Origin of the sequence: Pseudorhodoferax sp. Leaf265 (assembly GCF_001422365.1) — a bacterium.
Lineage (GTDB): Bacteria > Pseudomonadota > Gammaproteobacteria > Burkholderiales > Burkholderiaceae_C > Pseudorhodoferax.
Genome location: NZ_LMMT01000037.1, coordinates 331012 through 350083 on the forward strand (window position 1 = coordinate 331012; position 19072 = coordinate 350083).

Genomic DNA, 19072 nt, shown 5'->3' on the forward strand with positions numbered 1-19072 from the left:
CCGCGCCACCTGGGGCCCGGCGCCGGCTCCAGCACCTCCGTCCTCCTCCGTCAGCAAGGCCCGGGTTTGTCCGGATGTTTGTGAAAACCTAATTTCACAAACAATATGGTCTGAAAAATGCTTTTCAGAACCAGTGCCCCGTAGCGGGCACCACGCGGGTGCGGCCCAGGCGGCCGGCAGCCCTTCAGCGCAGGCAACACGGAGGTATCCACCATGGCCGGAGAAGCAATCATCTCGGCGTCAACGCCCAAGACGGCGCAGATGCACCAACTCGAATCGGCGCTCGAGCAGATCGGCGTCACGCGCTCGCACAAGAGCATCATCTTCCTCGTGGTCTGCGGCGTGCTGTTCGACGTGTTCGAACAGAACGCGGTGGGCCTGGTCGGCCCGCTGCTGCGCCAGCACTGGGGGCTGGACGCGACCGACATCGGCTTCCTGAACACCATCACCTTCATCGCCGCGGCGATGGGCCGGCTGGGTTCGGGCTACTGCGCCGACCGGTTCGGCCGGCGCTTCATGCTCAACGTGAACCTGGCGCTGTTCACCTTCGGCGCCATCCTGTGCGCGCTGGCGCCCAACTACGCGGTGCTGGCGGTCGGCCGCTTCATCGTCGGCCTGGGGCTGGGCGGCGAGATCACCACCGCGGTGACCATGCTGGCCGAGTTCTGCTCGTCCAAGTTCCGCGGCACGGCCGTGGGCCTCATCAACGTGGGCGGCGGCGGGCTGGGCAACATGCTGGCGCCGGCCTTCGCGCTGGGCGTGTTCGCGCTGTTCCCGGGCGAGAACGCCTGGCGCTGGCTGTTCGGCTGCCTGGTGCTGCCGGCGGTGTTCATCGTGTTCTACCGCCGCTTCGTGCCCGAGACGCCGCGCTACCTGCTGTCGCAGGGCCGGGTGGAGGAGGCCAACCGCGTGCTGTCCATGCTGGCCTCGGGCAAGCTCGCCAATGCGCAGTACCCGCTGCACCAGTACATCACGGCCGGTGCCGAGGCCAGCGCCGCGCCGGTGCGCAAGACGCGGCTGGCCGACATCTTCAGCGGCGGCTACGCGCGGCGCACCATCGCGGTCGGCGTGGCCTCGTGGATGACGTTCGGCGCGCAGCTCTCGGTGCTCACGCTGATGCCCACCATCCTGGTGGCGCAGGGCTACTCCATCACCAAGAGCTTCGCGTTCACGATCGTGATGCAGAGCGGCAGCCTGCTGGGCGCCATCGCGGCCTCGGTGCTGGGCTACAGGTTCCCGCGCAAGCGCGTGCTGACCTGCGGGGCCATCGCGGCCTGTCTGGCGGGCCTGGCCTTCGGCAACCTGACCTCGAGCGTGGCCATGGTGCTGGTGTTCGGCGCGCTGTTCCAGTTCTGCGTGCTGACGCTGAACACCTCGATCTGGATCTACGCGCCCGAGCTCTACCCGACGCGCATGCGCGGCCTGGGCACCTCGTTCCTGCTGGCGCTGGGCACGGTGGGCGGCGCGCTGTCGCAGCTCCTGGCCGGCAAGATGTTCGACCTGCATGGCGTGGCCGGCATGTTCGGCATGATCGCGGCCATGTACGCCATCTTCGCGTTGGCCGTGCAGTTCGCGCCCGAGACCTATGGCAAGTCCATCGAGGAGGAGGCCGATGCCGGCGCGCCGGACCTCGTCCTGCAACCGGTGCAGGCCGCGCGTTGAGAGGGGCAGGCATGGCGCGCACGGTGCTGTTGATCAACCCGAACACCTCGGCCGCGACGACCGCGATGATGGCGCAGCTGGCCCGCGCGGCGCTGCCGCCGGCGCTGGACCTGCGCAGCGCCACGGCGGCGCGCGGCGCGTCCATGATCACGAGCGACGCCGAACTCGCCACCGCCGTGGACGAGGTGCTGGCCATCGGCATGCGCGAGGCCGGCCACGTGGCTGCCATCGTGGTCGCCGCCTTCGGCGACCCGGCACTGGCCGTGCTGCGCGCGCGCGTGGCCGTGCCCGTGGTCGGCATCGGCGAAGCCTCGATGCAGGAGGCCGCCGACGGTGGGCGGCGCTTTGGCGTGGCCACCACCACGCCAGGGCTGGCAGATTCCATCGCCCAGGCCGTGGCGCGGCTGGGCCTGTCGGCGCAGTTCAGCGGCACGCGGATTCCCGAGGAAGACCCGCTGCGCCTGGCGGCCGACCCGAACCTGCAGGACCGGCTGCTGGGCGACGCGGTGCACGCCTGCATCGCGCAGGACGCGGCCCAGGCCGTGGTCATCGGCGGCGGCCCGCTGGCCCAAAGCGCCGAACGGCTGGCCGGGCGCTTCGGCGTGCCGGTCATTTCGCCCGTGGCAGCGGCCATGCGCCGCGTGGCCGCGTTGCTGGCGGCGACTGCCTAAAGCCGGACGGAGCGGCCCACGAACAGGATGGGCCCGGTGGGCAGCCCGGTCGGCGAGCCGCCCTGCGGCTCCAGCGTGAGCTCGAACAGCTGCTGCTCGCCCAGGCCGGGCGAGCGCGCCACGGGCAGCTCCAGCCGGGTGCCGGCGTCCACCAGGCCCAGCGAGGTCGGCCGGTCCGCTCCTTGCGGCTTGGTCCAGAACTGCAGCGACTTGCCGGCCGGCACCGCGGCGCCGGCCTCTATGGGCACCAGCCGGATGCGTCCGCCCGTGGTGGCCTCCACGACCCAGCCGGTGCGCTGCGTCTCGGGCGCCTGCAGCAGCGTGATGTAGCGCACCTGGGTTTCAGCCGGGCGCAGCACCAGCACGGCGGCCAGCGCCACCGACGCGGCCATCGAGAGCAGGGCAGCGGCGCGCCAGCGGCGCCGGCTCTGCCACAGCGCATCGTTGGCGGCAGGGGCAGCGGCGTCGATGGGCGCGGGCGCGATGCGCGCGGCGATGCCGGGCCACAGCGCCGCGGGCGGCTCCTGTGCCGGCGTGCGCAGGGCCAGCGGCAGCAGCCGGTCCTGCCAGCGGTAGACCTCGGCGCGCAGCGCGGCATCGTGTTGCAGCCGTTCCTCGAACGCGGCACGCGCGGGCGGGTCCAGCGTGCCCAGCACGTACTCGGCGGCGGCCACGCTGCGGTCGTCGGCGTCGTCGAGCGTCATGACAGACAGTTCCTCAGCGACAGCAGGCCGCGGCGGATCCACGACTTGACCGAGCCCAGCGGCGCGGCCAGCCGGGCGGCGATCTGCTCGTGCGTGAGGCCTTCGACGAAGGCGCTGACGATGCAGTCGCGCTTGGGCGCATCCAGCGCATCGAGGCAACGGCTCAGGGCGTCGGCGTCGGTGGCGGCGGCTTCGGGGGCCGCCTGCGCACTGAGCTGCTCCAGCAGGTCGCCGGCCGGCAACTCACGCTGCGCGCGCCGGCTTTCGTCCAGCGCCTTGTGGCGCACCACGGTGTAGATCCAGCCGCGCGCCGAGCCCAGCGCACGGTCGAAGGTCGATGCGCGCTGCCAGATCTGCACGAACGCGTCCTGCAGCACATCGTGCGCGGCGTCGCGGTCGCGCACGATGCGCTGGGCCACGCCCAGCAGCCAGCGCGACTCGCGCTTGTACAGCGCTTGAAGGGCGGCTGCATCGCCACGGGCACAGGCTTCCACGGTGGATTCGTAGTCGAAGTCGGGGTGGGGCGGCGACATGGGCGCGCCATCCTAACCAGGGCCGAGGCCCCGGTCGGATTTCCCTTAGAAGCGCAACGCCAGATCGACCAGGTTGGTCGGCCCGCCGGCACCACCGATCAGCGAGCGGCTCGCATCGCCTGTGGCGTTGCGGTACAGCGCGGTGGCGCCGCTGGCCAGGCTCACGCTGTAGAGCGTGAACGGCCCGGCCGCGCCGGTGCGCAGCGCCGCCAGCGCCGCGCCGTTGCCGCCGCCTGCGACGTCGAAGCCGGCCGTGCCGGCCAGGTCCAGCCCCAGCGCGCCCACGTTGACCTGCGTGCCGTCGTTGGGCGGGTTCTGCAGCGTGAGCTGGTCCTGCGTCTCGTCCAGGTTGTACAGCGCGGTGGTGGTGGCGCCGGCGAAGCTGTTGGTGTAGGCCGAGGCCACGACCGAGGCCGGCGTGCCGGCACGGTTGACGGCGCCGTCGGTGATGGTGCGGCCGGCGGTCACGGTGGTGCCGCCCGCGGTGGCCGTCTCCACCACGATGCGCAGGCTCTGGCCGTCGCTGCCGATGGCGCGCAGGCGGTCGGCCACGGGGTTGAAGTCCACCGTATAGCGCGGTGCGGTGAGGCCGGCGTAGGGGGCGGTGGCGTCGGTCGGGTCGGCCTCCAGAGTCGCGCGCAGCGTGGCCGCGCCATTGGCCGGGTCCAGCGTGTAGAGCCGGCCGCCGCTGGCCAGCGCGTAGAGCAGCCCGTCCTTGGGCCGGAAGTCGATGCCCAGCACCGTGTCGCCGGCCTGCAGGCCGGTGATGGGCGTGGTGGCGGTGATGGTGTTGGGCGCCGCGGGGTCGAAGGCCAGCAGGCGGTTGTCGGCCGCGAGCGCCAGGGCCTGCAGCTTGGCCGGGCCGTTCAGCGCCAGGCCGCGCACGGCCTCGCCGCCGGCGATGGTCGCGACGCGCGTGGCGGCATTGCCGGTGGCGGCCAGGTCGACGGTGTAGAGCCCGGTGCCGCCGCCCACGCGCAACGCGGCGTAGCCGGTGTTGGTGCGCGGGTCGATGTCGAAGCCGTTGGCCGCCTCGGCCGTCACGCCCAGCGGCACGCCGGTGCTGACGACGCCGTCGTTGGGCGGGTCCTGGAGCACCAGCCGGCCAGCGGCTGCGTCGATGCCGAACAGCTGCGTGGTGACGGTGCCCGCGAAGGAGTTGGTGTAGGCCGCCGCGGTCACGCTGGTGGTGGCTGGCGTGATGCTGCCGTCGGTGGTGGCCTCGCCGGTGTCGACGTTGATGCGCAGGTTCACGCCCGTGTCGCTGACCACGCGCAGCCGGTCGGCCGCGGGGTTGAAATCGAGCGCGAACTGCGTGCCCGTCAGGCTTGTGTAGGGGGCGTTGTCGCCCGGCGCCGCGATGAGCGAGGACTTGCGCGTGGCCACGCCGGTGGCCGGGTCCAGCGTGTAGAGCGTGCCGCTGCTGCCCAGTGCGTAGAGCGCGCCGTCGGCCGGCCGCAGGTCGATGCCGACCAGCGTGTCGCCGCTGGCCAGACCGGTCACGGCGACTGCGCCGACCTCGGTGGCCGGGGCCGCGCGGTTGAACGAGACGAGGCGGCCGGCGCTGGTCAGCACGATGGTGTCGCCGACCTGCACGGGGGCGGGCGGGGCGTCGTCGTCGCTGCCGCCGCAGGCGACGAGGCCGGCCGTGGCCAGGACGAGCAGGGAGGAATGGACGGCGGTGCGCAAGATCATCGGTTGACTCCTGTGAAGACTGGGCCCAGGCCCGGATGGCATGGACGCACAGGCACTACCGATGGGCGGCGCTGCCGGATGCAGCGCGGCCGGGAAAGTGGTTACAAGGTGTCAGGGCGCCCTGGGCTCGCGCGTGACCAGCCAGATGCCCGCGCAGACCAGCACCAGCGCGATGGCGTTGCGCCACTCGAGGATGGTCTCGTTGAGGAACAGCGCCGACAGCAGCGCGCCGAACACCGGCACCATGAAGTTGAAGGCCGTGATCAGGCTCACGCGGTTGTGCTTGAGCAAGAGGCTCCAGATCGAGATCGCGAGCGAGGACAGCAGCACCATGTAGGCCAGCAGCGCGGTGGATGCCGGCGTGAAGCGCGTGAGCGCACCGCCCAGCGCATAGCCCAGCACCAGCAGGGCCGCGCCGCCGATGGCCAGTTGCCAGCCCGTCATGACGATGGGGTCCACGCCCTGCGAGATGCGCTTGCCGTAGATGCTGGCCGCGGCCAGCACGGCGGCGGCGATCACCACGAAGCCTTCGCCGAGCAGCGTGAAGTCCAGCGCCAGCAGGCCGCCCAGACCCGCACCCAAGTTCACCACCATCACGCCCGCAAAGCCCACCACGCAGCCGATCGCCTTGCCGTAGCTGAGCCTGTCGTTGGCGTAGATCCAGTGCGCCAGCAGCACGCTGAAGAAGGTGCCCGTGGCGTTCATGATCGAGCTCTTGACGCCCGTGGTGTGGGCCAGCCCGATGTAGAAGAACACGTACTGCAGCGTGGTCTGCACCAGGCCCAGCAGCGCGAACTGGCCCAGCGTGCGCGCCGGCCAGCCACCCACGCGCTTGCCGCTGGCCGCGGCCCAGGCCAGCAGCACCCCCCCCGCCAGCGCGAAGCGCCAGCCTGCGAACACCAGCTTGGAGGCGATGTCGTCGGTGGCGATGCCGAACAGCGCATAGCCACCCTTGATGGCCGGGTAGGAGCTGCCCCAGAGCAGGCAGCAGAAGGTGGCCAGCAGGAAGACGGTCTTGCGGTCGGTCAGCGGGGAAGGGTGGGCCAGCGGAACGGAGGTGGTGGAGGCCGACATGGAGCAGCGTGGATGAACCAAAGCGGTGCATTGTGCCAAGTTGTACGACAACATGCCGACATGTCTGGCGAATGGCAGATGCTGCTGTCGCGGCCGCCCCGGCGCAGGTTGTGCGATGACGTGCGCGGTGGGTCAGCACGCGGTCGGGCCGGCTTTGGCATGATGGCGCCCCATGTCTGCCAACGCCCCCGAACCGCGCCCCGCCGGGCGCCATGTCTACTGCCTGTGCGCCGAGTGGTGCGGTGTCTGCCGCGAGTGGCGTGCCCGCTTCGATGCGCTGGCGGCCGCCCATCCGCAGGAGCATTTCGTCTGGGTCGACGTGGATGCGCAGGAGGCCGTGCTGGACATCCTGGACATCGAGACCTTCCCGGTGCTCCTGATCGCCGACGGCGCCACGCCGCTGTTCTGCGGGCCCGTGCAGCCCACGGGGCCGGTGGTCGAGCGGCTGCTGCAGGGCCTGCAGCAGCCGGCCGCCGGGGTGGACCCGGCCGCGCGGCAGCTACTGGACCTGCTGCGCGCGCGTTGAGCCCTTTTCAGAACAGCTTGGCCAGGTTGTAGGCGCTGAGCGCGGAGATCAGCAGGCCGACGATGGCCAGCAGCAGCTTGGTCGGCGCATGGCGCGTGAGCACGGCCGCGAACGGTGCGGCCAACAGGCCGCCGAAGATGAGGCCGGTGTGCAAAGAATCTTAGCGTTGGCTGTTCGTGCACCGGCCTTTGCAAACCGACGTGCCGGCCTAATATGTGGTGCAACACCGTTCTCGCTCCGCAGCCCATGACCACTCCCCCGACCTCCCGCTTGCCCACCTACTTCATCTCCCACGGCGGCGGCCCCTGGCCCTGGATGAAGGCCGAGATGGGCAACACCTACGCGAAGCTGGAGGCCGCGCTGGCCGACATGCCGCGCCAGCTCGGCCGCAAGCCGGCAGCGGTGCTGATGGTGTCTGCGCACTGGGAGGCGCCGGCCTTCACGGTGCAGGCCACGGCCCAGCCCGGGATGATCTACGACTACGGCGGTTTTCCGCCGCACACCTACCAGGTGCACTACCGCTCGCCGGGCGCGCCGGCCCTCGCAGTGCGCGTGCAGGCGCTGGTGCAGGCAGCCGGCCTGCCGGCGGCCGTGGACGCCGAGCGCGGCTACGACCACGGCATGTTCTCGCCCATGCAGGCGATCTACCCGCAGGCCGACGTGCCGGTGTTGCAGCTGTCGCTGCGGCGCGGCCTGGACCCGGCCGAGCACCTGGCGCTGGGCCGGGCGCTGGCGCCGCTGCGCGACGAGGACGTGCTGATCGTGGGCAGCGGCCTGAGCTACCACAACCTGCGCGCCTTCGGCCCGCAGGCGGCGGCACCGTCCAAGGCCTTCGACGACTGGCTGGGCCAGGCCATGGCCAACGCGCCCGCGCAGCGCAGCCAGGCCCTGGTCGACTGGGAGCAGGCCCCGGCCGCGCGCATCGCGCATCCGCGCGAGGAGCACCTGATTCCGCTCATGGTGGCGGTCGGCGCGGCCGAGGGCGAACAGGCCGCCCGCGTCTACCACGAGAGCGACTTCGTGGGCGGGCTCTCGGTGTCGAGCTACCGGTTCGGCGCGGCGGCCGGCGACGCCGCCTGAGCCACGGGCGCGGCGCGCCGCTGGAACGAGGCCAACAGCGCGCCCGTGCCCACGTCCAGCAGCTTGAGCGCGATCGCCTCGCCGAGTCCGGCCGAGTGCTTGAAGCCGTGGCCCGAGCAGGCCGAGGCCACCCAGACGGGCAGGCCGTCGCCGAGCCGGTCGACCACGAAATCGCGGTCGCGCGTGACCGTGTACATGCAGGCGCGCGACTGCAGCGCCTGCGGCCCGGCTTGCGGAAAGCGGCCGGCCACGCGGCTGGCATGCATGGCCGCGGCCTCCTCAACGCCGACCTCGCGGCGCAACGCTTCGGGCGTGGTCGGCGCGGCGTACTGCTCGGTCGCCACCTTGAGCGCCGGCTGCTGCGGATCGAGCGAGGGGAAGCCGTAGAAGTAGTCTTCCTCGCCGTCGCCGTACATCCAGATGAAGACCGGAAAGCGGCCCGGCACGAAGGCCGGTGCCGCGTCGGGCTGCAGCGCATACCAGTGCATGACCTGGCGGTACACCGCGAATTCGCCGGCCCAGGCCGCCCAGGCGTCCTGGCCCAGGCCCTGCAGCAGCCCGGGTAGCCAGGCGCCGGCCGACAGCACCACCTGGCGCGCGCGGTAGCGGCCCTGGTCGGTGGCCAGCGTGACGCTGCCGTCGCCGTGCGGCTCCAGAGCCAGCACGGTCTCGCCCGTGCGCAGGTGCGCGCCGGAGGCGCGGGCCACGGCCAGCTGCGCGCGGATGGCCTGCTCGGGCCGCACCAGGCCGGCCTCGGGTTCCCAGTAGCCGATCTCGTCGCCGCGCAGCGCGAACGGCGGAAAGCGGCGCCGGATCTCACGCGCGTCCAGCAGTTCGTGCGCGATGCCGTGGCGCTGCGCGCTGCCGATGGTGCGCTGCAGGAAGTCGGGCTTGCCGTGGTGCGTGCGCCGGCTGCGCTCGCTGCCCAGCACCAGGCCGCCGGTGGCCTCGTACAGCGGCACGCCGGTCTGGCGTTCGAGTGCGCGCCAGATCGCGTGCGAGCGCCGCACCAGCGGCACGTAGGCATCGCCTTCGCCGATGGCCAGGCGCGTGATGCGCGACTCGCCGTGCGAGGAGCCCAGGTCGTGCGGCGGCGCATGCCGGTCCAGCCCCAGCACGCGCGCGCCGCGCTCGGCCAGCGGCCGCACGATGGCGCTGCCCAGCGCACCCAGGCCGACCACGGCCACGTCATAGGGTTCGTCGTTGCTGCTCATGGGGCGGGATTGGACCTCAAACGATGCCCAGGTTCAGGAACGCGTCCTTGACCTGCACGGGCCTGGGAATCAGCTTGATCTTGGCGAAGGCATCGGCCAGCAGCTGCTGGTCCTGCGCGATGGCGTCGCTGAGTGGCACCACGCCGTAGGCGCGCCGCTCGGTGGCCAGCGCCAGCACCTGCGGGTCGACCTTGAGCTGCGGTGCCAGCGTCGCCACCACCTCCTTGGGGTTGGCCTGCGACCAGGCGTTGGCCTTGCGCAGTTCGGCGAACACCGTGCGCAGCAGGTCCTGCTGCGCGCGCGCCACCTCGGGCCGGGCGAAGTGGTAGGTGCGGTTGGCCGACAGGCCGGTGCCGTCGAACAGCAGCCGCGCGCCGGTGGCCACCTGGGCGCCGGCCAGGAACGGGTCCCACAGGCCGATGGCGGCGACGCTGCCCGATTGCAGCGCGGCCACGGTGTCCGAGGCCGTCACGATGTAGACCGCTTCCACGTCCTCGTAGCGCAGGCCGGCGGCCTCCAGCGCGCGGATCAGGATGTACTGGCTGTTGTAGCCGCGGCCGGTGGCCACGCGCTGGCCCTTGAGATCGGCCACGGTCTTGAACGGCGCATTCGCCGGCACCAGGAAACCCACGCCGCGCGGGTAGGGGCTTTCGGCCGCGAGGTAGGCCAGCCCCTTGTGGCTGGCCTGTTGGAACACGCCGATGCCGTCGGAGGCGTGGCCGAAGTCGATGGCGCCGGCGGCCAGCGCCTCGGACAGCTGGCCGCCGCCCAGGAACTCGTGCCACTCGACCTTGGCGCCCTGGTCCGCGAGCGCCTTTTCGAGCTGGCCCGTGCCCTTGAGGATGTTGAGCGTGTTGAACTTCTGGTAACCGATGCGGATGGTGCGCGGGGCTTGGGCGCGCAAGGCGGGCGCGCCCAGCAGGGCGGCACCGGCGGCAGCGAGTTGCAGGGCCTGGCGGCGGCGCAGGGGAAGGGACATGGGGGAGGATCCGTGGTGACGATGGCGCCGAGCGTAGGCAGGCTGCGGCACCAGCGCCACGAAGAACTTCGCATGTGCATATGCGCGCGCTGCGGCTACAGTCGACGCGTCGCCGCCCAGGCCTCGATGGGGAGCATCCGCCATGCAGGATTTTGCCGCTCTGGTTTCCGCCCTCGCAGCGCTGGCCTGGCCTGCGGTCTGTGCCTTCCTGCTGGTCTGGCTGCGCGGCCCGGTCGGCGAACTGATCGCCTCGGCCAAGCAGCGCAAGTTCAAGATCGCCATCGCCGGCAACGAACTGAGCATGGAAGAGGCGGCAGAGCAGCAAAGCCAGGTGGTGCTGGACCTGCAGACCAAGCTCGCGGAACTCGAGAAACGCCTCGGCCCGCCACCCGAGGCCGCCGCGGCACCGATGGCCGCCCGCACGGTGCAGCCGGCGCGCGGGCACCGCGTGCTGTGGGTCGACGACGTGCCGCGCAACAACAGCTACCTGATCGCCGCCTTGCAGGAGCGCGGCGTCGAGGTGGACACCGCGCTGAGCACCGACGAGGGCCTGGCCAGGTTCGCGGCGCAGCGCTACGACGTGGTGGTCACCGACATGGGCCGGCCCGAAGGCCGCACCGCCGGCATCGACCTCGTGCGCCGGCTGCGGGCGCAGGGCACCGAGGTGCCGCTGTACATCTACTGCAGCGTCGACGCCGCGCAGCGCTGGCGCGACGAGGCGCTGCAGGCCGGCGCCAGCGACATCACGGCCTCGGGCACCAGCCTGCTCGGCGTGCTGCCCTGAACGCTACTGGATCTGCATCGCCTGCTCGCCTGGCGTGGGCAGGGCGCGCGGCAGCGCCGCGGCGAAGCGGATCGCCCAGTGCCCGTCGTCGCCATGCAGCGCGTAGCTGCAGCAGTTGGGCATGGGCAGGCCGAGCTGGAACGCGCGGAAGGCCTGCATGGCGCGCGTGCTGTCCACCGGAAAGCCCATGCAGCGCCAGACCAGCATGGCCAGCCACATGCCGTGGCCGAACACCACGCTGCGGTCGGGCAGGGCCTCCAGCCGCACGCGCACCTGGTCCACGCGGCCGGCGAAGGCCAGGAAGCTCTCGGCCCCCGGGCCCGTGCAGTGCGCGGGCTCGGCGCGCGCCCAGTAGGCATCGATGAGCGGCTTGCGCGCGAGGTTGGTGGTGCCGGCCACCTCGTCGGGCGGCAAGGTCACGAACTCGTGCAGGTTCTCGATGGTCTCGATCGGCAGCCGCCAGCGCGCGGCGCAGGGCGCGGCCGTGTGCTGCGCGCGCTGGTAGTAGGAGCTGAACACCTGGGCCGGCTGCCAGTCCATGCTGCGGGCCCAGTGCGCGGCCTGGGCGATGCCGGTGGCGGTGAGCGGGATCAGGGCCGGGTCGCCGCTGGGCAGGCCCGCATTGGCCTCGCTCTCGCCATGGCGCACCAGGGTGATGGTCTTCATGCGATGAGGTCCAGCACCAGCTCGCCGGGGCGGCACAACCGGGTGCCGCGCGGCGTCTCGACAATGGGCCGGTTCATGAGCACGGGGTGCTGCACCATCTGCGCGATCAGCTGCGCATCGGTCCACTTCGCGTCGTCCAGGCCCAGTTCAGCGTAGAGCGCCTCCTTGCTGCGCAGCAGCTCGCGTGGCGTGATGCCCATGGCGGCGATGACGCCCGCCAGCCGCTCGGCCGTGGGCGGGGTCTGGAGGTACTCGACGATCTCGGGTTCGATGCCGCGCTGGCGCAGCAGCGCCAGCGCGCTGCGCGAATTGCTGCAGGCGGGGTTGTGGAAGATGGTGGCGTGCATGCGGTCGATGATACGGACGGCGGCGCTGCCGAGCGGCCTGGCCCAGCCATTGCCCCCATGGCCGGGCGGCGCCGTCATGGCGCAGTCGCGTCGGATTCTTCCGGCAGCCGCAGTGGCGGCACGACCGGTGCCGCGCCCGGCCGGGGCGGCCGCGGCTCGGTCAGCGGCCAGCCGTCTCCGGCCTGGACATCGATGGACTCGGTGTTGGTGCCGGTGTCGGTCAGCACATCGTGCGCGGCCGTGCGGCTCGGCTCGCCGAGGACGGCGCCGTCGGAGCGGTTGAAGCTGTAGCTCGAATCGCTGTCCATGACCCAGGTGACCTCGCCGTTGGGACCCACGCGCGCGTTCAGCTCCCCGGCGGCGCGGGCCGTGCCGCGGAACTCGCCACCCGCGCCCGGCGTCAGGTCGCCGTGCACCACGCGCGACTTGAAGCCGGGCTGGTTCTCCGGCGCGATGATGAAGTTGCCCTCGGCGTCCACCACCCAGAGGTACCTGCGTGCCGGATCGAGCTGGCTCACGTCGATGGGCTGGCCGCGGCGCGCGGTCATCATCTCGGGCGGGTTGCGGTAGGGCATCTCGGCTTCCCGCAGGGTCTCGGCGGTCGAGGGCTCGCCGACCGCATCCAGCAGTTCGGGCGGTGCGCGCGTCGGCTCCGCGCCCAGCACGCGGGTGCGCACCCACTCGTTCAGGTTGCGCGCGCCCAGGCGCAGGCCGGTGTACATCTCGATGCCCGTGACGCGCATGCCGCGCCAGGCCTGCGGCAGCGCGGCGCGCCAGCCCACCCAGCCGCGCGGGACCAGGTTGGGCCGGAAGAAGGCACCGCCCGGCGGCCCCTTGATCGCGGCGCGCGCGCCCAGCACCAGGCTCACCAGCGTGAACGCACCCATGACGCCGCGTTCGGTCTGCTCGCCCTGGGTGAGCGCCCGTCCCGTGACGAAATCGTGTCCGGTGATGCCTTCGGCGATGCCGGTGATGCCCACGGTGTCTGCCAGCGCATAGCCGGCGATGGCATACCAGGGGCTGTCCGAGAGTTCCGCCTGCCCGCTACGCGCGGCGACCGCGAGCACGAAGCCCACCACCAGCAGGATCGCGCCGGCGATCATGACCGCGGTCCAGGCCGTGAGGATCACGCCGAATGCGGCGGCGATGGCGGCGACGACCAGAGCCACCGCCACCATGATGAGCAGCCCGACCACGATCTGCCCGATCGCCCGCACCAGCCCGGAGAACCAGCCGTCGTCCACCTGCGCGGCGGCTTCCTGCGCGCGGTCCTCGACCTGGTCGGTGCGCGGCAGGATGGCCTGGGCGATGCCCTCGTTCACCGCGCTGCGCAGGTCGCCGGCGAACCGGGTGTTGATGGCGTCCAGCTCGGCCGTTGCCTGCGCGATCGCGGTGTCGATCTCGGCCATGACGCCCGCACTCAGCTGCTCCTGGCGGCTGGCGAGCGCGGCGATGGCGCTCTCGCCCTGGCTGGCCTGGCCCGCGAGCACCGCCGCGGCCGCAGCGCTGCCGCTCTGCACGACCGCGGCCGATGCGCGCGCGGCCGCGCTTTCCAGCGCGTCGGCCTGCGTGGCAAACCCGGCCGCCGCCTCGGCCAACTGGCCGAGCGTGGCCGTGGCCGACTGGGCCAGGCCCGCGCAGCCGTCCGCGGCGCTCGCGGCGATGGCGGCGCGCGTCGCCTCGATGACGTCGCGCATGCCGCCGGGCAGCGGCTCTGCGGCGCCGCTCGCGACCGCCTCGGTTTCCTGCAGGCTGGCGTCGATGCCGGCCTGCAGCGTGGCCGCGTCGCCGTCCAGGCGCGCCGCTGCTGCCTGCGCGGCCTGCCGGATCGACGCGAGCGTCCGGGCGCTGGCGGCGTCCACCTGCGCCAGCGCGCCGGCCTCGGCGGCGTCCAGGGCCGCCAGGTCCGTGGCGAGCCGCTCGTCCAGGCCGGCAGCGGCGCCGGCTTCGCTGGCCTGCAGTTCGGCGATCGCCGCGGCCGCGGCCTCGGCGAGCAGCGGGATCAGGTCGGCGCGCGCCTGCGCGATCTGCGCGTTGACGCTGTCCGCGTACGCGAAGTAGCCGCCGGAGAACTCGGCGGCCCGCTCGCGCACGTCCGCGGCCAGCGAGGGCTTCTTGTCGCGGATGTCCGCTGCACTCTCGGTGGCCACTTCCAGCGCGGCCGCGCGCTTGTCCGGATTCGGCTCCTCGCTGCCGGGATGGCGCGCCGCCTCGGCGCGGCCGGCCTGCTCGCATTGGCCGGCCGCGGCCTCCAGTTCCCGGTCCGAGCGCGCGACCTCCTGTTCCGCGATGCTCCCGGGTTCGCGGCTGCGCGCCGCGGCCGCCTCGCTCATCTGCAGCGTACGCTGCGCGAGCTGGCCTTCGGCGTCCGCGGTGCGCAGCGCCGATTCGGCCTCGAGCGCAGCGACCTGGCCGGCGATCTGCGTGGAGAGCTGCGCCCGGCTCTGCGCCGTGGCGGCCACGCGCGCGGCCCGGGCGCCCGCGCAGTGCGCGCCGATGCGCGCGCGCAGCGCGGCCGCATCCCGCTGCACGGCCGCGGCCTGCTCCTGTACACCGGCGAGGAGCAGGGCCTTCTGGGTCTCGGCTTCGGTGGCGATGGCGGCCTTGTGCGTCTCGGCCTCTGCGCGCAGCGCGGCGAGCAGCGCCGCCACCTGGGCGCGGTCCTGCTCCGGGCTGGTGCCGGATTCGAACAGTTCGAGGAACTCCTGCTGGGTCGGCTCGCGCTCCGGAATCGCGGCCTGCAATGCGGCCGGATCCGGCGGTGGCACGTCTGTGGGCAGCGGCGCGGCATCCGCGGCTCCTTCCCCCGGTCCTGCGGCGGACGGCGCATCGTCCGCGTGCGGAGACGGCCCTTCTTCGCCGGGCATCGCAGCCTGCTGCGCCTGCTCCAGCGCCTGGGTTCCGGCCGCGAGCTCTTCTACGATGGTGCGCTCGCCCGCGGGCGGTTCTGCGGCCGGGGCGGGGCCTGCGGCCGCGGCCGCGGGGGCGGACTGCGCCCGCGGTGGTTCGAGGGCGGCAGCCGGCGTCGGTTGCTCCTCGGGCATCGGCCCGCTCGGCGCCAGGACCGTGGGCTGGCCCGCGCTCCGCTCGGCCTGGATGCCGCCCATGGCAAGCACTTCGGCCAGTTCGCCGCGCATGACGCGGTCGTCGACGTCTTCGCTGGCGCTGGCCGCTGCCGAAGGCCCGATCACCGTGGCGGCCACGGACTGCGCCGCGCTCGGCGCCTGCGCATCCGGTGCCGCTTCGGCGGGCTCCAGGCCGTCTTCGGCGAGGTCTGCGCCGGTCCTGGCCGTGGCGGCGGCGTCCTGCGGTGCGGTGCGCGGCGCGTCGCCGGAGGTGGCAGGCAGGGCGCCCGTCTCGGACTGTTCCGTGCCACGCGCCGCTGGCGCGGGCGCCGGTTGCGCGAACGCCGGTTGCGCGAACGCCGCCAGGTAGCGCGGCACGCCGGTCGGCGCGGCGGGCGGGGCCGCCGTTGCCTGTGGCAGGGCCGCGCTGTCCGCGGGCGCCGCGCCCGGGTGGCGGCGCACGCTCTCGCGCGCGGGACGCGGTGGGGCCAGCGCGGTGCCCATCAGGCCTCCGGCGCCAGGCTGGCCGGCGCCTGCCGGCCGAGCTTGCGGCATTCCGCCGCCACGGCGGCCAGCGCGTCGCCATAGCCGATCGGGCGGCCCGCGTGCCGCGCGCGCGCCGCGGCGGCCAGCACGATGTTGCGGATGTGGCCGCCGCTGAGTTCGCAGGCGGTGGCCAGCCGGTTCAGCTCGCCGTCGCCGAGCGCGTGGCCGTCGCCGAGGTGGCCGATCCACAGCGCGCGGCGCTCCTGCGGCGTGGGCTGCGGAAAGTCGAGGATGGCGTCGAGCCGCCGCGTGAATGCGCTGTCGAAGCGCCCGCGGCTGTTGCTGGTCAGCAGCGCGATGCCCTCGAAGGACTCGATGCGCTGCAGCAGGTAGTTGGTCTGCGCGTTGGCGAAGCGGTCGTTCGATTCCTTCACGTCGGTGCGCTTGCCGAACAGCGCATCGGCCTCGTCGAACAGCAGGACCACCTCGGCGTGCTCGGCGCGCGCGAACAGCTGGGCCAGGTTCTTCTCGGTCTCGCCGATGTACTTGCTGCTGATGGCGGCCGCGTCCACGCGGTACAGCGGCAAGCCCAGCTGCGTGGCCAGCCAGCCCGCGGCCAGCGTCTTGCCGGTGCCCGAGGGCCCGACGAACAGCGCACGCACGCCGGGCCGGTAGCGCGCCCGGGTCGAGGCCCCGAGTCCGTCGGCCAGGTTCTCGCGCAGCGCGCAGCGCTGGCGCAGCGCGGCCAGCGCCTCGCGCAACGGCGCTGGCACGGTCAGCACCGTGTCGGCGATGGCCTCGGGCATCCGCTCGGCCAGCGTGCCGAGCTCGGCCGCCAGGCCGCTGCGGGCCGCCTCCGCCACGTGCGCGAGCAGCGGCGCGGGCGCCGCGGCCAGCCGGGCCTGGTAACGCGCCGCCTGGCCGATCTGCGCGATGCGTGCCGCGTCGTAGCGGTACTGGCGGCCGGCGCTGCGCGCCAGCGCCGCGTCGCCCAGCAGCGGCTGCCACAGCGCGGCCCGTTCGTCCGGCGGGGGCAGCGGCACGCGCCAGCTGCCGACGGTGCTGCCGTCGCGCTCGAAGCTGCCCTCGGTGCCGCTGGCCACGAGCAGCGGGCCGTGGTAACCGGGCAGCGTGGGCAGGCGGCGCGCTTCGCCGGGCGCCAGTTCGGCGCACAGCACCGGCACGCAGCCGCACAGCGCCAGCCACAGGCCCGCGCCGGGCGCGGGGTCCTGCTCGAAGAACGCCGGCCGGCGACCCAGCGCATGCACCACCCAGGCCGCCGCGTTGCGCGCCTCGCGCGGATGGCCGCTGCGCACCACGAGCTCGCCCGAACCGGCCTGCAGCGCCTGGGCCTGGCGCTGCGCGGCCTCGCGCAGGGAGGGCGCGACGGCGAAGGCCGGCGGCTCCAGCGCCGCCCCGGGCCAGCGCGAGGCGCCATCGCGCAGCGCCAGCACCAGCGGCAAGGGCACGCGCAGCGCCTGCTCGGGCAGCGGGCGCGGCGCGGGCTCGGCGTCACCGAGCAGCAGGCCGGCCGCGCGTGCCGCGCCGTCGAGCAGGGCCGCCAATGGCGCCTCCAGGCCCAGTGCCTGCGTGGCCGCGACCACCAGGCCCACCGTGGGCCGCGATCCTCCGGCTGGTGCCTGCAGCCAGGCCACGGCGCGCGCGGCCATCGCGTCGAGTTCGACGGCCATGGCCAGTGCCACCGCGACCAGTTCCAGCGGCAGCAGCGGCAGCGTGCGGGCCAGCGCGTGCAGCAGCCGGTCTTCGGCCGGCGGTTCGGCCAGCCAGGCCTGCAGCGCGCTGGCCGGATCGGTGGCGCCGGCGGCGGCCAGCCAGCCGGCCTCGGGGCCGGCCTGCGCATCGGCCGGCGGCAGCAACGCGGCCAGCGCGAGCCGGTGCAGTGGCAGCAGCTGCAGTGCGGCCTGGGGCTGCGGGGCGTTCATGGCGCGTGCCCGCCGTAGTGGAAACCGACCACGCGGCCGAACCAGGGCAGCCAGCCGGGGTCGATGTCCAGGCCCAGGCGACGCACGGCCAGGTCGGTCTGGTCCAGCGCGAAGAACAGGTCGGCGTGCGTGGCGGTCAGCGCCAGGCCGGCCGGGCGCCGCACGAGACCGGCCAGCGGCGGGCCGCCCGCGCGCCGCAGCTGCAGGCGGCACGCGGCCAGCCAGGTGGACGCCTGGGCACCACGCGTGGTGCGGCGGTCCAGGCCTGCGGACCAGCCGGCCGGCGCGGCCGGGCGCAGCGGGGCGGCCGCGGCCTCGGCCGCCGTGGCGGCCAGCCCCCAGGCCGGATCGTCGGCCGGAGCGCGCAGGCGCAGCAGGGCGGCGCGCAGCACCAGGGCGGCAAAGCGCTGGTCGTCCGGTGCCAGCCAGTCCGGCAGGCCCAGCCGGGCCAGCAGCGGCAGCAGGAACAGCAGGCCGCCGTGGCGGGTCGGGGTGCGCCAGGCCGGCCCGGCGGCGGTGGGGGACGCGGACCTGGGCGGTGCGGCGGGGGCGGCGTGCGGCGTGCGGCGCGGGCTGCGTTGCGGCGTGTCTGCGCGCAGCGGCCGTGCCGGCGCCGTGGGTGGGAGGGTGTCCTGCGCGGCATCCGATGCCGCCGCGGCGCATGTGGCCGGCGGCGCCGTCGCGTCGGAAGGGGGCGGCGCATCCGCCAGGGCGGGGGGTGGCACGGCAGCACCGGCGGTGTGCATGCCCTGCGTGTGCCGCAGCAGCTGCTCCAGCCAGGCCGGCAGCGCCGGTGCGGGCGCCGCGGCGGCCACCGGCCGGGCTGCCTCGGCCGCGGGCGGCGGCAGTCCGGCGCGCGCCAGCAGGGCCGCGCCCTGCACCGGCGCCAGCGCGCGGCCCAGCGCCACGGCATGGCCCGCCTGCGCGAGCGCCGCGGCCCAGGCCGGCAGCGCCACGCGGGCCTCGGGCCAGCCTGCGATGGTCCAGGCCATGCGCTGCAGTTGGTCGGCCGGACCCATGGCGGCCGCGCACTCGGGCACCGCCAGCGGCCAGTACCAGGCCGCGCAGGGCGCGCCCCGCAGCCGCCGCAGTGCCAGCTGCACGCGCGCGTCCAGCGCGCCGGCGAAGGCGACGCAGGCCGCGCCGGCGGCGCTGTCGCTGTCCGCGCCGACCCAATGCCGCGTGGCCTCGGCCAGCCGCTCCTCGACGCGTTGCGCCAGGGTCGGCGCCGTGATGCCGGGGGCCACAGGCCCCAGCGCGAGTCGGCGCACCACGAGCAGCCGCGTGCCTTCGCCATCGCCCAGGCTGGCGCAGCGCAGCGCATCCTCCAGCACCGGCAGCAGCCGGCGCGCCTGCTCGGCGCCGGGGGCCTGCAGGCGCAGGTGGCGGACGGTGCGCTGGGCAGCGGGCATGGTGGTCAGGCCTCAGTGTCGGGAAGTTTCGAGGCCGAGCGCAGCGAAGGCCTGTGTGCGACCCCGCTCCCGGGGCCCCTGTGCCCACGCCGAGGAGCGCAGGGGCCTGGGCGGCGCGGGGAACCTCGCGCTTCAACATCTGACTCATTGCACTTGTTCGAGCTGAACGAACGCAGTGAGTGGTGCGAGTTGTGCAATGCGCCCAGGCCGCGAGCACCGCAGGTTGCCCGG

The 19072-nt window shown here is 73.8% G+C and carries 17 protein-coding genes; 5 read left to right on the forward strand and 12 right to left on the reverse strand.

From position 1 onward, the window contains the following. Positions 1-213 precede the first annotated feature (213 nt). Both ASF45_RS27060 and ASF45_RS27065 read left to right on the forward strand, forming a co-directional pair. Complete coding sequence (locus ASF45_RS27060; RefSeq protein WP_082551297.1) at positions 214-1662, forward strand: MFS transporter; 1449 nt, start codon at positions 214-216, stop codon at positions 1660-1662. Positions 1663-1673: 11 nt separating this feature from the next. After that, positions 1674-2333, forward strand: a complete 660-nt coding sequence (locus tag ASF45_RS27065; protein WP_056670864.1) for an aspartate/glutamate racemase family protein — start codon at positions 1674-1676, stop codon at positions 2331-2333. On the opposite strand, the gene ASF45_RS27070 is transcribed toward ASF45_RS27065, so the two are convergent. From ASF45_RS27070 to ASF45_RS27085, 4 genes are all read right to left on the reverse strand, one after another. Beyond that, positions 2330-3037, reverse strand: a complete 708-nt coding sequence (locus ASF45_RS27070) for an anti-sigma factor domain-containing protein (protein ID WP_056670867.1) — start codon at positions 3035-3037, stop codon at positions 2330-2332. The two genes, ASF45_RS27065 and ASF45_RS27070, sit on opposite strands and share 4 nt — an antisense overlap. After that, positions 3034-3570: a sigma-70 family RNA polymerase sigma factor gene (locus ASF45_RS27075; protein WP_056670870.1), complete on the reverse strand. Its 537-nt coding sequence runs from the start codon at positions 3568-3570 to the stop codon at positions 3034-3036. Before ASF45_RS27075 ends, ASF45_RS27070 begins: the two co-directional genes overlap by 4 nt. Positions 3571-3615: 45 nt before the next feature. Then, positions 3616-5265, reverse strand: a complete 1650-nt coding sequence (locus tag ASF45_RS27080; protein WP_063887795.1) for a DUF4394 domain-containing protein — start codon at positions 5263-5265, stop codon at positions 3616-3618. Positions 5266-5376: 111 nt separating this feature from the next. After that, positions 5377-6339: a DMT family transporter gene (locus ASF45_RS27085; protein ID WP_056670873.1), complete on the reverse strand. Its 963-nt coding sequence runs from the start codon at positions 6337-6339 to the stop codon at positions 5377-5379. Between the two features lie 172 nt (positions 6340-6511). On the opposite strand from ASF45_RS27085, the gene ASF45_RS27090 reads away from it, so the two are divergent. Further along, on the forward strand, positions 6512-6865 hold the full coding sequence (locus ASF45_RS27090) for a thioredoxin family protein (protein WP_056670876.1): 354 nt from the start codon (positions 6512-6514) through the stop codon (positions 6863-6865). Between the two features lie 7 nt (positions 6866-6872). Here the strand turns inward: ASF45_RS27090 and ASF45_RS35615 are convergent, their stop codons facing one another. After that, positions 6873-7019 carry a hypothetical protein gene (locus tag ASF45_RS35615; protein ID WP_156473192.1) on the reverse strand — a complete coding sequence of 49 codons (147 nt, stop codon included), beginning with the start codon at positions 7017-7019 and terminating at the stop codon, positions 6873-6875. Positions 7020-7111: 92 nt separating this feature from the next. Between ASF45_RS35615 and ASF45_RS27095 the strand changes: the two genes are divergently transcribed. Continuing rightward, on the forward strand, positions 7112-7945 hold the full coding sequence (locus ASF45_RS27095; protein WP_056670879.1) for a class III extradiol ring-cleavage dioxygenase: 834 nt from the start codon (positions 7112-7114) through the stop codon (positions 7943-7945). On the opposite strand, the gene solA is transcribed toward ASF45_RS27095, so the two are convergent. Both solA and ASF45_RS27105 read right to left on the reverse strand, forming a co-directional pair. Next, a complete protein-coding gene (gene solA / locus ASF45_RS27100; RefSeq protein ID WP_056670883.1) occupies positions 7909-9159 on the reverse strand; it encodes an N-methyl-L-tryptophan oxidase in 1251 nt (416 codons plus the stop codon). The two genes, ASF45_RS27095 and solA, sit on opposite strands and share 37 nt — an antisense overlap. A gap of 16 nt (positions 9160-9175) precedes the next feature. Further along, positions 9176-10138 carry an aliphatic sulfonate ABC transporter substrate-binding protein gene (locus ASF45_RS27105; protein WP_056670886.1) on the reverse strand — a complete coding sequence of 321 codons (963 nt, stop codon included), beginning with the start codon at positions 10136-10138 and terminating at the stop codon, positions 9176-9178. Between the two features lie 142 nt (positions 10139-10280). On the opposite strand from ASF45_RS27105, the gene ASF45_RS27110 reads away from it, so the two are divergent. After that, complete coding sequence (locus ASF45_RS27110) at positions 10281-10922, forward strand: response regulator (protein WP_056670889.1); 642 nt, start codon at positions 10281-10283, stop codon at positions 10920-10922. Positions 10923-10925: 3 nt separating this feature from the next. Here ASF45_RS27110 and ASF45_RS27115 read toward each other — a convergent pair whose 3' ends face one another. The 5 genes from ASF45_RS27115 to ASF45_RS27135 are packed head-to-tail and all read right to left on the reverse strand — an operon-like array spanning position 10926 to position 18841. Continuing rightward, positions 10926-11588 (reverse strand): histidine phosphatase family protein, encoded by a 663-nt coding sequence (locus ASF45_RS27115; protein WP_056670891.1) that lies wholly within the window; start codon positions 11586-11588, stop codon positions 10926-10928. Next, the gene (gene arsC / locus ASF45_RS27120) at positions 11585-12013 is read right to left on the reverse strand and encodes an arsenate reductase (glutaredoxin) (RefSeq protein ID WP_369802175.1); all 429 of its coding nucleotides are present in this window, start codon (positions 12011-12013) and stop codon (positions 11585-11587) included. The genes ASF45_RS27115 and arsC overlap by 4 nt, the downstream gene beginning before the upstream one ends. Next, positions 12010-15504: a hypothetical protein gene (locus ASF45_RS27125; RefSeq protein ID WP_156473193.1), complete on the reverse strand. Its 3495-nt coding sequence runs from the start codon at positions 15502-15504 to the stop codon at positions 12010-12012. The genes arsC and ASF45_RS27125 overlap by 4 nt, the downstream gene beginning before the upstream one ends. Next, a complete protein-coding gene (locus ASF45_RS27130; protein WP_056670897.1) occupies positions 15504-17429 on the reverse strand; it encodes an ATP-binding protein in 1926 nt (641 codons plus the stop codon). The genes ASF45_RS27125 and ASF45_RS27130 overlap by 1 nt, the downstream gene beginning before the upstream one ends. Beyond that, a complete protein-coding gene (locus ASF45_RS27135) occupies positions 17426-18841 on the reverse strand; it encodes a hypothetical protein (RefSeq protein WP_056670900.1) in 1416 nt (471 codons plus the stop codon). The genes ASF45_RS27130 and ASF45_RS27135 overlap by 4 nt, the downstream gene beginning before the upstream one ends. Positions 18842-19072: the final 231 nt, after the last annotated feature.

What these genes read in the sequence shown, in the direction of transcription:
- ASF45_RS27090 (WP_056670876.1), top strand. Translation starts at nt 6,512, where the DNA reads ATGTCTGCCAACGCCCCCGAACCGCGCCCCGCCGGGCGCCATGTCTAC.
- ASF45_RS27070 (WP_056670867.1), bottom strand. Translation starts at nt 3,037, where the DNA reads ATGACGCTCGACGACGCCGACGACCGCAGCGTGGCCGCCGCCGAGTAC.
- ASF45_RS27135 (WP_056670900.1), bottom strand. Translation starts at nt 18,841, where the DNA reads ATGCCCGCTGCCCAGCGCACCGTCCGCCACCTGCGCCTGCAGGCCCCC.
- arsC (WP_369802175.1), bottom strand. Translation starts at nt 12,013, where the DNA reads ATGACGGCGCCGCCCGGCCATGGGGGCAATGGCTGGGCCAGGCCGCTC.
- ASF45_RS27060 (WP_082551297.1), top strand. Translation starts at nt 214, where the DNA reads ATGGCCGGAGAAGCAATCATCTCGGCGTCAACGCCCAAGACGGCGCAG.
- ASF45_RS27110 (WP_056670889.1), top strand. Translation starts at nt 10,281, where the DNA reads ATGCAGGATTTTGCCGCTCTGGTTTCCGCCCTCGCAGCGCTGGCCTGG.
- solA (WP_056670883.1), bottom strand. Translation starts at nt 9,159, where the DNA reads ATGAGCAGCAACGACGAACCCTATGACGTGGCCGTGGTCGGCCTGGGT.
- ASF45_RS27130 (WP_056670897.1), bottom strand. Translation starts at nt 17,429, where the DNA reads ATGAACGCCCCGCAGCCCCAGGCCGCACTGCAGCTGCTGCCACTGCAC.
- ASF45_RS27115 (WP_056670891.1), bottom strand. Translation starts at nt 11,588, where the DNA reads ATGAAGACCATCACCCTGGTGCGCCATGGCGAGAGCGAGGCCAATGCG.
- ASF45_RS27075 (WP_056670870.1), bottom strand. Translation starts at nt 3,570, where the DNA reads ATGTCGCCGCCCCACCCCGACTTCGACTACGAATCCACCGTGGAAGCC.
- ASF45_RS27065 (WP_056670864.1), top strand. Translation starts at nt 1,674, where the DNA reads ATGGCGCGCACGGTGCTGTTGATCAACCCGAACACCTCGGCCGCGACG.
- ASF45_RS27105 (WP_056670886.1), bottom strand. Translation starts at nt 10,138, where the DNA reads ATGTCCCTTCCCCTGCGCCGCCGCCAGGCCCTGCAACTCGCTGCCGCC.
- ASF45_RS27095 (WP_056670879.1), top strand. Translation starts at nt 7,112, where the DNA reads ATGACCACTCCCCCGACCTCCCGCTTGCCCACCTACTTCATCTCCCAC.
- ASF45_RS27080 (WP_063887795.1), bottom strand. Translation starts at nt 5,265, where the DNA reads ATGATCTTGCGCACCGCCGTCCATTCCTCCCTGCTCGTCCTGGCCACG.
- ASF45_RS27125 (WP_156473193.1), bottom strand. Translation starts at nt 15,504, where the DNA reads ATGGGCACCGCGCTGGCCCCACCGCGTCCCGCGCGCGAGAGCGTGCGC.
- ASF45_RS27085 (WP_056670873.1), bottom strand. Translation starts at nt 6,339, where the DNA reads ATGTCGGCCTCCACCACCTCCGTTCCGCTGGCCCACCCTTCCCCGCTG.